This is a genomic window from Chelativorans petroleitrophicus (assembly GCF_025398195.1).
GTDB classification, from domain to species: domain Bacteria; phylum Pseudomonadota; class Alphaproteobacteria; order Rhizobiales; family Rhizobiaceae; genus Chelativorans; species Chelativorans petroleitrophicus.
Genome location: NZ_JAODNV010000001.1, coordinates 1 through 12602, shown reverse-complemented (window position 1 = coordinate 12602; position 12602 = coordinate 1). Strand labels below are relative to the sequence as shown.

Annotated in this window: 10 protein-coding genes; 4 read left to right on the top strand and 6 right to left on the bottom strand. The window is 60.6% G+C overall.

The features are described from left to right. Nucleotides 1–125: 125 nt before the first annotated feature. From NYR54_RS00050 to leuS, 5 genes are all read right to left on the bottom strand, one after another. The gene (locus NYR54_RS00050) at nt 126–1055 is read right to left on the bottom strand and encodes a hypothetical protein (protein WP_261513286.1); all 930 of its coding nucleotides are present in this window, start codon (nt 1053–1055) and stop codon (nt 126–128) included. 33 nt (nt 1056–1088) lie between these two features. After that, nucleotides 1089–1550 carry a nuclear transport factor 2 family protein gene (locus tag NYR54_RS00045; protein WP_261513284.1) on the bottom strand — a complete coding sequence of 154 codons (462 nt, stop codon included), beginning with the start codon at nt 1548–1550 and terminating at the stop codon, nt 1089–1091. Between the two features lie 241 nt (nt 1551–1791). Beyond that, a complete protein-coding gene (locus NYR54_RS00040; protein WP_261513283.1) occupies nt 1792–2703 on the bottom strand; it encodes a GNAT family N-acetyltransferase in 912 nt (303 codons plus the stop codon). Between the two features lie 129 nt (nt 2704–2832). After that, the gene (locus NYR54_RS00035; protein ID WP_261513282.1) at nt 2833–3372 is read right to left on the bottom strand and encodes an LPS assembly lipoprotein LptE; all 540 of its coding nucleotides are present in this window, start codon (nt 3370–3372) and stop codon (nt 2833–2835) included. Between the two features lie 13 nt (nt 3373–3385). Next, nucleotides 3386–6001: a leucine--tRNA ligase gene (leuS, locus tag NYR54_RS00030; protein WP_261513281.1), complete on the bottom strand. Its 2616-nt coding sequence runs from the start codon at nt 5999–6001 to the stop codon at nt 3386–3388. Nucleotides 6002–6126: 125 nt separating this feature from the next. On the opposite strand from leuS, the gene NYR54_RS00025 reads away from it, so the two are divergent. Then, nucleotides 6127–6792 carry a YggS family pyridoxal phosphate-dependent enzyme gene (locus NYR54_RS00025; protein WP_261513471.1) on the top strand — a complete coding sequence of 222 codons (666 nt, stop codon included), beginning with the start codon at nt 6127–6129 and terminating at the stop codon, nt 6790–6792. A gap of 12 nt (nt 6793–6804) precedes the next feature. Here NYR54_RS00025 and NYR54_RS00020 read toward each other — a convergent pair whose 3' ends face one another. Continuing rightward, nucleotides 6805–7074, bottom strand: coding sequence for an usg protein (locus tag NYR54_RS00020; protein ID WP_261513280.1), 270 nt, complete (start codon nt 7072–7074; stop codon nt 6805–6807). Between the two features lie 268 nt (nt 7075–7342). Between NYR54_RS00020 and acs the strand changes: the two genes are divergently transcribed. The 3 genes from acs to NYR54_RS00005 all read left to right on the top strand — a co-directional run bounded on the left by acs (nt 7343) and on the right by NYR54_RS00005 (nt 12005). Then, nucleotides 7343–9304, top strand: coding sequence for an acetate--CoA ligase (gene acs / locus NYR54_RS00015; RefSeq protein ID WP_261513279.1), 1962 nt, complete (start codon nt 7343–7345; stop codon nt 9302–9304). A 438-nt stretch (nt 9305–9742) separates the two neighbouring features. Continuing rightward, nucleotides 9743–11332 carry a hypothetical protein gene (locus NYR54_RS00010; RefSeq protein WP_261513278.1) on the top strand — a complete coding sequence of 530 codons (1590 nt, stop codon included), beginning with the start codon at nt 9743–9745 and terminating at the stop codon, nt 11330–11332. After that, a complete protein-coding gene (locus NYR54_RS00005) occupies nt 11283–12005 on the top strand; it encodes a hypothetical protein (protein ID WP_261513277.1) in 723 nt (240 codons plus the stop codon). Before NYR54_RS00010 ends, NYR54_RS00005 begins: the two co-directional genes overlap by 50 nt. The last annotated feature ends 597 nt before the right edge of the window (nt 12006–12602 follow it).

The window sequence follows — 12602 nt, the reverse complement described above, 5'->3', positions numbered from 1 at the left end:
TCGCTAGCGGAGCGATCAGCCGCCGTTTCCTCCAGCTCCTCCACGGCGTAGAGTCCGCGCACGGCCACCACCGGGCGGTGATGGCCAAAAGCACTGTCGAGCGTTTGCTTGCCGGCGAGGAGCGCTTAGGCCGGCTTCTGCCAGCTCAGGAGCGTGCCGCCGGTCTTGACCTCGCGCTGGTCCGCATTCTCCGGCAGCGGATATTCGTCCTCATTGATGACGAAGCCCTTCTTGCTGGCGAAATCGAGCCGCGGCGGGCAGAAGATGTCATAAAGCGACGATTCCGGTCCGTCGGGGCCAACGTCGCGGCTCGTATGGATCGCGCGCGCCGGGATGATGATCACGGAAGGCGTGTCCATCTCCTCATGATCGTCGGGCCACCACTTGGAGAGGTCGGAACCCCAATTGTAGCGCAGGTGATGGATCCAGCGGCCGTTGAGGCAGAGCGAGGCCTGCTCGAAATCGTCGTGCCAATGCGGGCTGAGCGCGGTGGTGTCGCGCCGAGTGTAGTAATGCGCGAAGATGTTGACGAGCATGTTGGTCGAACGGAACACGCGCGGCTGGATGCGCTCTCCGCCGGGCTTGGCATATTGCGCCAGCGGATAGTGCCGCAGCTTGTAGCCGTCATACGGCTCCGGCCACAGGTGTGGCGGAGCGAGCTCGGGCGCGCCATCGGCATAGACTTCGGCGTTCCACGCCTTGACCATGATGTCTTCTGACGCCTTCGAGAAGATTCGCGCAATAACGCCCTTGGACGTCGCCACGATGCGGCTTGGGCCCGGCGGCACTATGGTCAGCGACTCACTGCCCGCCTCCACCTTCTCCTCCCCCGCCTCGATCGTGGCAGTCGTTCCGTCCGGCGGCAGGATGACCATGTACTCTTCCGGGTTATTCTCGCGGGCCAGAACGGCGCCCGGCTCGACCTCCGAATAGCACACGGCGAAGTTTCCGCCGCGCGTGATCCAGGTCTTCGCCTTGCCGTCCGCTGAAACCTCCTGCGGCGACATTTCGTGAAAGACGGCCTTGCTTGCCTTGCGTGCAGATTGCTCACTCAACTCTTTATCTCCTGTTCGTGGAGCCTGGTCGGCTCACTCGTCATCAAGATTGGGGTTGGTGGTCGGTGTCCCGCCCACGAACCAGTTCTCGAACTTCCGCGAAGTGAGCAGCCAGCCCTCCTTCGGATCGCGCACGAGATGATCGGTCATGTACGCGATCTGGACCGGCGGATGGGTGGGCAGCACCGGCTTGCCGTCGGCGGCGTAAAGCATCAGGAACCAATGGCACCGGGCCTTGTCCGGCCCCTCCGGCAGAGCCTGGAAATTATGGACGCTGTGCACGACCGTGCGGGCGCCGCGGTCCTCGCGCCACTTGTAGAAGGCGCGGATCTTCTCTCGGCCGGCATAGGTTGCGGCAGGCCCAATGAAGAGACCGTCTGGCGTATAGTATTCTGGCGCGTTCCGGCCCCAGTTGGTATCGACGTCGTGCCAGTAGTCGATGGTCAGGGCATAGAGCTTGTGTGTCAGCGCAAGACGTTCATCCGAGATATCCATTTCAACTCCTCTTTCGGCGCTGACGTGAGCACCGCAGATAAACCCGCTAGTTCAACTAGACGTTCTGCGACGCGAGGACCGCGGTGTCGAGCGCCAAGGAGCCTTGTTTTCATTCCAAGAAATTGTTGGCGATCATTCTGGATCAGCTGGTCCGGGAACGCACCTGGTGAGCGCGCGGCGGCGCAGCCTGACACGCCGCGTCCACCTTCTGCCGGACAGGGCAGGCAGAATTGACGGATTTCTAAGCGGAGAATTCCGCGTCCGGGTTCTCCGCCAGATGCTCCACCGTATGGATCTGAAGTCTTGCCGCCACCTCGGCCGGATCGCCCTCCAGAAGATCGGGCGCAATCGGCTTTCCGACGATCATGTGCACGGCACGGCCCTTCTTGTTCAGGAGCTCGTGGAATAGCGTCATGTCGCGCAGTTCGGTAGAGTATTTGGATAATAGATAGAACAGGCCCGAGTTTCGTGCGGACATGTTGACCGGCACGATCGGCACCTCGTAGCGCCGCGCCAGCGCCACGACGGAGGGCTGCCATGGCCGCTCCGTCAGCCGGTCCTCATGCCAGTAGGCTATTCTGCCCGACGGGAAAAGAACGATCGCCCTTTCCTCCGCGAAGGCCTTGGCCGTCGCCTCCAGCGTATCGCGGCTCTTGGCGTGCGATTTTTCCTGCGGCCGCCACTCGACCGGAATGATGAGCTCCCGGAAATTGGGATTTACGCGCAGCGCGTCCCGGTTGGCGAAGATCGCCATATCGGGCCTGATATCCTTCAGCAGGTCGAAGATAGCGATGCCGTCCGCAATGCCGGTCGGGTGATTCGGCGCCAATATGAAGGAACCCTTTGCCGGAATGCGTTCATTCCCGCGCGCGGAGATATTAAGCGACAGCAGGTTGCTGACGAAAGCCATCGCCTCCTGGCCCGGCATTTCGGCGATCGCATCGGCCATTGCCACGGCCTGCCGGTAGTGAAGGAAGCGAAACAGAAAAGGCCGCGCAAGCGGCCACAAAGGATGCTGCGACAGATGCGTCGTACGCTCGGCGATCAGCTGATCGACGATATGCGGAGGTTCCTGCGCCGATGAAACGCCACGCCCCAACACGCGATTTGCCACGACTCCGGCAGCCGAAATGAGCGTGGTATGAAGGTCCATCAGCGAAGCACTCCGTTGGCGGCTGTTTCACCGAAAAGTGTGACGGCGCGATGACGATCGGACTGTTCGGGTCGGCGTGCTTTGTTCCTAAGCAAATAAGTGCAACGAAAACATTATAGCACAACAAAACTAACGTACGTCCAGCCGTGCCAGATCCTGCGCCACCGCGAGCCGGATCAGCTCCGCTAGCTCGCGCGCGGCACGGTCTTCCGCATCACGCTGGGCGCGCAGCACGGCATATTCTTGGCGCGGGCGATCGAATCCGGCGCTCACCTCGCGCCGCCCCTGGGCAACGACTTCACCGGTGGCCGCATCGGTTAGCCGGTATTGGCCTATCAGCGTAACCGTGCCGGCAGTGGGCTCGTTCTCGTTGCCCCGTTGGACCTGAACGGCTGAGGTCACACGGCGCGAAACCGCAAGATCCAGCGTGTGGGTCGGATCGGCCGGCTGGGGATCGCCGCCCTGGAACAGGAAAATGAGGTGATTGCGTACCTCCTGGGCCTCGCGCGTATCCACAGGTTTCACAGACACGGAGGAGAGAGTGGAGGCTATCTCCTCACCCGCCTCTCCGGGTTCGGTGCCAAGCAGGGGGCGCACGGTGCATCCGGCCGCCAGCCCTGCGGCCAGGGCGGTGGCGATGACGATCAGGGCACGTATCTTCAGGATCACCGGCTTCCCTCGCTCACACCACCACGTTGACGATCCGCTGCGGCACAACGATCACCTTGCGGGGCGCTCCTCCGTTCAGCGCCTTCTGCACGAAATCGAGTTCGAGCACCGCCTTTTCCACCTGAGCCTGGTCCGCCTCGCGGGCGATGGTCAAGTCGCCGCGCCTCTTGCCATTGATCTGCACCGGAACGGTGATCTGATCATCCACCACCAGTTCCGCATCATAGTCCGGCCAGCGGCTGGCCGCCACGAAGCCTTCGGCGCCGATCTTTTCGCGGCACTCCTCCGCAAGATGGGGCATGAAGGGTGCGATGAGGCTGATCAGGATTTCCACAGCATCGCGCGCGGCCGCCAGCGTGGCCGCATCCGCACCCGCCAGCGCCGCGCAGGGCGCCTGCAGATCATTCACCAGCGCATGAATGCGCGCGATGGCACGGTTGAAAGCGAGCTGCTCGATGTCTTCGCTAACCACTTTTAGCGCCTTGTGCGCCGCCTTGGAAATAACCGCCGGAGCGCCTTCGCGGGCGGGGCGCGGCGCCACGCCTTTCAACGCGGGCGCGGCATCGTTCACCAGCCGCCAGATCCGCTGCACGAAGCGGTGAGCACCGGCAACACCCTCATCCGACCATTCAAGGTCACGCTCGGGCGGCGAGTCCGAGAGCATGAACCAACGGACGGTATCGGCCCCGAAGGAATCGACGATCTCCTCCGGGCTCACCGTGTTCCGCTTGGACTTGGACATCTTCTCGATCGGCCCGATGACGACCTCCTCGCCTGTCGCGATCTCGAAGGCCCTGCGTCCATTGTCCGAGCCTTCGATGCGCACTTCCGCCGGCGTCAGCCAGCGGCCGTCGCGCGCGCGATAGGTCTCGTGCACGACCATGCCCTGGGTAAACAGGCCCTTGAAGGGCTCCGCCAGATCCAGGTGGCCGGTATCGCGCATGGCGCGGGCAAAGAAGCGCGAATAGAGCAGGTGCAGAATGGCATGCTCGACGCCGCCGATATACTGATCGACGGGCAGCCATTTCTTCGCCGCCTCGCGCACGGTGGGCGTGTCGGCATGCGGTTCGGTGAAGCGCACGAAATACCATGACGAATCGACAAAGGTGTCCATCGTGTCCGTCTCGCGCAGCGCGTCAGCGCCGCACTTCGGGCACTTAACATGTCGCCAAGTGGGATGGCGGTCGAGCGGGTTGCCGGGCGTGTCGAACTCGACATCGTCCGGAAGCGTGACGGGCAAGTCCTCTCTCGGCACGGGCACCACGCCGCATGCCTCGCAGTGGATCACCGGTATGGGGCAGCCCCAGTAGCGCTGGCGCGAAATGCCCCAGTCGCGCAGGCGGAAATTCACCTTGCGCTGGGCTACCGGCCGCCCGTGCAGCTCCGCCTTCTCCAGCCTGTCTGCCACTTCCTCGAAGGCTTGCGTGTTGAACATGCCGTCGAGGAAGCGTGAATTGATCATCACGCCGTCGTCGGAATAGGCCTCGTCCTCTATTCTGAAGGCGGCCGGGTCGGCACCTTCCGGCATGACCACCGGAATGACCGGTAGGCCGTATTTCCTGGCGAAGTCCAGGTCCCTCTGGTCGCCCGAGGGGCAGCCGAAAATGGCGCCGGTGCCATATTCCATGAGGACGAAATTGGCCACATAGACGGGCAGCGTCCATTCAGGATCAAAGGGATGGCGGACACGGATTCCCGTATCGTAACCCTTTTTCTCCACGGTCTCCAGCACGGCGGCGGAGGTACCGACGCGGCGGCATTCAGCCGCGAACGCGGCGAGATCGGGATCCCTTTCAGCGGCCTTTCTGGCCAGCGGATGGTCCGGAGCCACGGCCATGAAAGAGGCGCCGAAGATCGTATCCGGCCGCGTCGTGTAGACCTCCAGCTCCCGCTCGCCTTCAGGAGCGGTGTCCTCCACCAGCGCCCAGCGGATCAGGAGGCCCTCGGAGCGGCCGATCCAGTTCCGCTGCATGAGGCGCACCTTGTCCGGCCACCCGTCTAGCGCGTCGAGCGCGGTGAGCAGATCTTCCGCATAATCGGTGATCTTGAAGAACCACTGCGCCAGCTCGCGCTGCTCCACCAGAGCGCCGGAGCGCCAGCCCCGCCCGTCGATCACCTGCTCGTTGGCGAGCACGGTCTGGTCCACCGGATCCCAGTTGACCTTGGAGGTCTTCCGCGTCACCAGCCCCTTCTCGTAAAAATCGAGGAAGAGCATCTGCTGGCGGTGGTAATAGTCCACGTCGCAGGTGGCGAACTCTCGGCTCCAGTCAAGCGACAGGCCCATCCGCTTGAGCTGGTCGCGCATCACCGCGATGTTCTCGTAGGTCCATTGCTTGGGGTGGACCTTGTTCTGCATGGCCGCATTCTCGGCCGGCATGCCGAACGCATCCCACCCCATCGGGTGCAGCACATTGAAGCCCTTGGCGCGCTTGTAGCGGGCCACCACGTCGCCCATCGTGTAGTTGCGGATATGGCCGAAGTGGATGCGCCCCGACGGATAGGGGAACATCTCAAGCACGTAGTAGCTCGGCCGCCCATCGTCGTTGCTGGTTTCGAACAGGCGCGCCTCCTCCCAGGCCTTCTGCCAGCGGGGTTCGGATACGCGCGGATTGTAACGTTCGGTTGCCATGCCCGGTTTTTCACATAGAAAGGAGAATGCTTCGGCGGACCTTCACCACGGTTTGCGGCGACCGTCAACTGCACGCCGACGATTCGCCGGAGCGAACCCCTATGCTGGAGGATTTTGCCCAAGCCATGAACACCGCCGCCGAAAACCTGCGCATGGTCAAAGACAGAATTTTTCAGGCCGCGCGCGAGGCGGGCCGCAGTGAGCAGGACATAGTGCTCGTGGCCGTCTCGAAAACCTTCGGACGGGAGGACATTCTGCCGGTCATCGAGGCGGGCCAGCGCGTCTTTGGCGAAAACCGCGTGCAGGAAGCGCAGGCCAAGTGGCCGGCCCTGAAACGGGACTTTCCCGACATCGAGCTTCATCTCATCGGGCCGCTGCAATCCAACAAGGCGAAAGATGCCGTTGCCCTTTTCGACGTGATCGAGACGGTGGATCGCGAAAAGATCGCGACCGCTCTCGCCGCGGAGATGGCGAAGCAAGGGCGGCGCCCGCGCCTTTACGTCCAGGTGAATACCGGGCTTGAACCACAGAAGGCCGGTATCGACCCGCGCAAGGCGGTGGCCTTCGTGGCCCGCTGCCGCGAGACGCATGGACTTAGCATCGAGGGTCTGATGTGCATTCCGCCTGTCGACGAGAATCCCGGCCCCCATTTCGCGCTGCTTGAAAAGCTTGCGCGGGAGGCGGACGTGGACAAGCTTTCCATGGGCATGTCGGCCGATTTCGAAACGGCCATCGCCTTCGGCGCCACCAGCGTGCGAGTGGGATCGGCGATCTTCGGCAGCCGGGGCTGAGGTCGCCCCGGCTCAGTGGAGCACCAGCTCTCCGGTCACATTGCGCCATTCGGTGGGCGAGACCAGCCGGCGATGGGTGTAGGTGACCGAATGAAGCGGCCCGTCAATTTTCTCGCGCCAGAAATCGATGAAGCGGTGCAAAGCCGGAAATTGCGGCGCGATGTCGTAATGCTGCCAGATGAATGTCTGCAGCAGATGCGGATGGTCAGGAAGATGATAGAGGACCTTCGCCGTGGTAAGGCCGTAGCCCATCAGCATCAGTTCCGTTTCCCTGGTGCGCATATCAGTCCTTTCCAGCCAATGTTGCGCCGTTCAAGCCTGTATCCTTAAGGCTCGATTGTCCAGAGAGAAAATACTTCCGAGATGCAAAAGTTCCTTTGTTTTCATGATATTAGCAGCCTTCTTCGCTGGCTGCTGCCAGTTTTGCGGCAGGCCGCCCATCGTCTAATGTTGCGATTACGGGCCGAGTGATAGTAATTCATGCGGTATGAGGGGGCCGCCCCCGCAGTCTGGAGCCACGCTCCGAATGGTTCTTGTCGGAGGAGAAATCATGTCCGATGCCTATGTTCATCGCGTGAAACCTGCATGGAAGAAACACGCGCTGATCGACGCCGAAACGTATGAGAAATGGTACAGGGACAGCATCAAGAACCCTGACCGATTCTGGGGCAAGCACGGCAAGCGCATCGACTGGTTCAAGCCCTACACCAAGGTAAAGAACACGACTTTTTCGGGCAAGGTCTCGATCAAGTGGTTCGAGGACGGTGTCACCAACGCTTCCTATAACTGCATTGACCGGCACCTAAAAAAGCGCGGTAACCAGACGGCCATCATCTGGGAAGGCGACAACCCCTACGACGACAAGAAAATCACCTACCGGGAGCTCTATGAGCATGTGTGCCGGCTTGCCAATGCCCTGAAGGCGCGCGGCGTCAAGAAGGGCGACCGGGTGACCATCTATATGCCCATGATCCCCGAGGCGGCTTACGCCATGCTCGCCTGCGCGCGCATCGGCGCCATCCATTCGGTGGTCTTCGGCGGCTTCTCGCCCGATTCGCTGGCGGGGCGCATCCAAGACTGCGAATCCGATTTCGTGATCACCGCGGACGAGGGCGTGCGCGGCGGCCGCAAGATCCCGCTCAAGGAGAACACCGACAAGGCCATCGCCATCGCCGAGAAGGCGGGCGCGAAGGTGCGCCACGTTCTGGTGGTGCGCCGTACGGGCGGCAAGATCGACTGGGTCGAGGGCCGCGACCTTTGGTATCACGAGGAAACGAGGAACCAGAAGCCCGACTGCAAACCGGAGAAGATGAAGGCGGAGGATCCGCTCTTCATCCTCTACACCTCCGGTTCGACCGGCAAGCCGAAGGGCGTGCTCCACACAACCGGCGGTTATCTCGTCTTTGCTTCCATGACGCACCAGTATGTCTTCGACTACCACGACGGCGACATCTACTGGTGCACGGCGGATGTAGGGTGGGTGACGGGCCACAGCTACATCGTTTACGGGCCGCTCGCCAACGGCGCCATCACGCTCATGTTCGAGGGCGTGCCCAACTATCCCGATGCAGCCCGCTTCTGGGAGGTGGTGGACAAGCATCAGGTCAACATCTTCTACACCGCCCCCACCGCCATCCGCGCGCTGATGGGCGCGGGAGACCATTTCGTCAAGAAAGCCTCGCGCAAATCCCTGCGCGTTCTTGGAACGGTGGGCGAGCCCATCAATCCGGAGGCATGGGAGTGGTACTACCGCGTGGTGGGTGAGGAGCGCTGCCCGATCGTCGACACCTGGTGGCAGACGGAAACCGGCGGCATTCTCATCTCTCCTCTGCCCGGCGCCATCGACCTCAAGGCGGGCTCGGCGACCAAGCCATTCTTCGGCATTCAGCCACAGCTCGTGGACGATCAGGGCAACGAGATCACCGGGCCGGGAGCCGGCAATCTCTGCCTCGTCGATTCCTGGCCGGGGCAGATGCGCACCGTCTATGGCGACCACAAGCGCTTCGTGGAAACCTACTTTTCCACCTACAAGGGCAAGTATTTCAGCGGAGACGGCTGCCGCCGCGACGAGGACGGCTACTACTGGATCACGGGCCGCGTCGATGACGTGCTCAACGTTTCCGGCCACAGGCTAGGAACGGCTGAGGTGGAATCGGCTCTCGTCTCGCACGAGAAGGTGTCTGAGGCTGCCGTCGTCGGCTATCCGCACGACATCAAGGGCCAAGGCATCTACTGCTATGTGACCCTGATGGCTGGGGAAAAGGGTTCCGAGGCCCTGAAGAAGGAGCTGATCGAGCACGTGCGCAAGGAAATCGGCCCCATCGCCACGCCGGACAAGATCCAGTTCGCACCCGGCCTGCCCAAGACACGCTCGGGCAAGATCATGCGCCGCATCCTGCGCAAGATCGCCGAAGACGACTATCAGTCCCTCGGCGACACCTCGACATTGGCCGATCCAAGCGTGGTGGAAGACCTGATCGGAAACAGGCAGAACAAGAAGGAGCTCGCCTGAGCCATTCCGGGAAGCCGGATATTTCCCAGTTCAGAAAGACCTGAACCGAGGATCAGAAAAGCGGCCGGTCACGGCCGCTTTTCACTTCCGCGTTCCGCACCCTGCCGCCAAACTTCGTGTCTTCATACCTGGCGGCAGCGACGATCCCCACACCATCCTCTCAGTTTGCGGCACTCGACAGACCAGCATAACCAGAACCAATTCTTTCATAGGGAAGACTTGTTATACGCTCATTCGCTGGGCAATTTTCTGTTCTCTTGTTGTTCGTGGTTTCCTATGCCGAAGTATTCCATCCACATTCAACGTGGGACAAAGTTCAATCCGGTGGAGGAGTGGCGAAAATCCACCGGTACATATGAGGCAAAAATTCATCGGAAACCGCGAAAGCCGCTCCACACATCCGGAAGCGGCAAACCGGCTATGCCGGCAGCGTCTGAGATGCCTCTTCCCATTATCGAAGCTCCAGCCCCGCGCCTCTCCTGCCCAACGGGCGCCACCCTTTCCACGCGCCGGGCCAAGCAGGCCGCATCCGCAACGACGCAGCTGAAGGCGCTCATGCTGCTAGCAATGATAAGCGGGGCGTATGCAGGCCTGGTGCGTTCCGAAAATTTCACTGAAAGCGCGGATCATCCGTCAGGACAGACGAATAGTCCTATGCGTAAGCCCGGCAAATCGAGCCTGGGAGAACTACCCGCACCATTGCCGCAGATCTTTAAGGCAGGTGGAACCCGTGCGCGCCCGCAAGAGCAAGCTGTACTTTCGCAGTCGTCTCGTTTGCGGACTGAGGCGCGGGTGAGAACGGCGAGGCACTCCGGCGAGAGTCACAGCAGCCTGCTAGATCAGGTCGAACACGATGTCGTTGCTGCAGTGGTGCTGGACAGAACACAACAAAGCTTCGAAAAGACCGACACACTTCAACTCAAGCTGGCCTTCAAGAGGCTGGCTCTTGCCTGGCAGAGCGGCGAGGCGGAAGGAGAGGATCCTTGCCAGGAGGTGGCAAGGCAGCTCGCAGCCGCGAAAGGGCTGCACGGCGAGAAGGTGGGGCCTTATGTCGAGGCAGCCGCATCGATCCTGAGGGCGAAATATGGCGTGCTGCAGGCGAAGAGCACTCCCGACACCGATTTCGATGAAGTCTTCGGACATGAGCTGCCAAAAGATCCAATGGAGGCTTTCGAGAAAGATATCAACAATGTGCTGACGTCGGTTCAGAGCCCGGAGAGATTCCGAGAAGAGAAGCGCGTTTTCGAAGAGGCAACACGAAGCTTCGATCTGGACCCGCTTACAAAAGTACCAATCCGGGTTAGCGAACTCTCGCTCGAGGAGATCGCCGACAGCTATTACATGAGTACGCTTTACCCGGAAAAAGACAAGGCCGGCCGCAAGGAGCTTATACGATCTGCATATGACCGCTTAGGCATAGATACGGCGTTCCCCTTCGGCTCTCTGCATGCGATGTCGACGGTGGTCAAGCGGCTTACTGGCAAACAATATGATACATCGGAGGTGCTCGAGCTGGTGCAGACATTCGCCAGCCTCAGCCGGGAATTTCCTGCCAACGAGTTGAAGCTCCATGCAGCGTGGTACATCGGGATCGAAAAGGGCTGGCCAGAGCTGAAGCTTGATGATCCGGTCAAGGCAAGGGATGAGCTGGTCTCGTCTTTCCAGGACTCTCTGCGCATGGATACGACGCCGCAGCCCGTCTTCGTCGCGGAGATCGTGGCGTTGCAAACCCTCATGGAGAAAACGGCGCTTAGCTTCGCTGAGTTAGTCAGGAAATCCGCCACCTACCTGCCGCCGCGTCCGCAGGTACATCCTATATATTATTGGAATTTTTTAAAAGGACAATGGAAAATAGAGCCGTCTATACTCGAAGAGTTTTTGGCAACGTCGGAAGATGGTAGCGATGACTACTACTTCCGCACCAAGGAAAAGCAGCTTGAAATGCTGCCGTGCGGGAACTGCTTACACAAGCAGAACCATGACGGTAAAGGACAAGAACGGACAAACGGTAGAACTGAAACCCTTTGAGATCCTTGAGGAGGCACGCAAGCAGTTTGAAGAAAGCTTGCCCTCAAACCCATGGGTGCAAGCCGCCGCTCGCTCCGACGCACGCGAAACGTCACGGCGTGACGGAAAACCGCCTTCCATGGAAGAAATAGAGCGAAGCAAGGCGAAGATCATAAGACGGCTCCGCCCCACCTACCAGCATGCCAAGAATCTGGATAAGTTGCGCAACTGGTTTACGAAAGTTGGCAAGTTCGGAGCGCTACTGAGGATACCTTATCTGCTCTCCGATCTGATCGACGGCATTAGCGAGGGTGACCTTACCGAATTCTATTACAATTCCCCCGGCATTGGAAATGCCTGCCAGTTTACGGACGCGATAAAACTGTTGGAGGAAGGACGCACCCTAGAGGCAATAGATACAGCAATGGCTGCCATACCCGATTGGGGGGAGAAGTGGCAGATTGGTTCGTCCATCGTTAAGGGCAATTGGGCAGACGCAGGGTTCGGTCTGGCGGGTATGGGTAAGAAAAACGGGGGCAGGAAACCTACCGGCGGAGCAAAAGTGCCGGGAAGAGCGCAAACTCTCGTTAAAGCCGGAAAGCCCATTGCCAAGGTGAACGGAATATCACCCGGCTGGGGTGTACCCAACAATGAACCTGATGCGGAATTTATCAGCAGTATCACTCAAAGCTGAGGAATCCGCTTCGCGCATCTTCCGCGGCAAGTTCACCAGACAGTCCGCAACAGTGAGGCCGCCGCCCTTGAGCTCAATATTCGCCAGATGGTGGCGAAAGGAAACAAGCTGATTAACATTCGCGGCTTGTAGGCGGGATGTCCCACTCGCGCGCGAGACGCTGGAGAACAAAAAAGCCTCCGCGCCCTTGCATGATCGGCTCCCGCCATCCACACTGGGCCCATGTTCAACGAACCGAAAGGAGGTGATCCGATGTCGAGTGATTTCAATTCCAGCGTGGCCTCGGCGGATTGCCTTTTCCGGGAGCAGCCTCTCGGCTAAAGCGCATGACGCGCGGCGCGGCTCGGATGCCGAATCCGCTGGCCGCCGCAGGAATGGAATTCACGGGGCCGCCCCGTCGGGGCGGCCCTTTCCTATGAGCAGGTGGAGACCTCTAATTACCGGTCCAGGTCGGCTTGAAAGATGATGTTCAGCGGAACGACGGCGCTGTGATGCGATGACGACTTTGGATTTCGACGGCCGGACGGCCTCAGCGCGGTGCCGCATCATGCGGCCGCCGCTCTTTTCTCGTGCCAGACGTATCGGGTGATGTTGTAG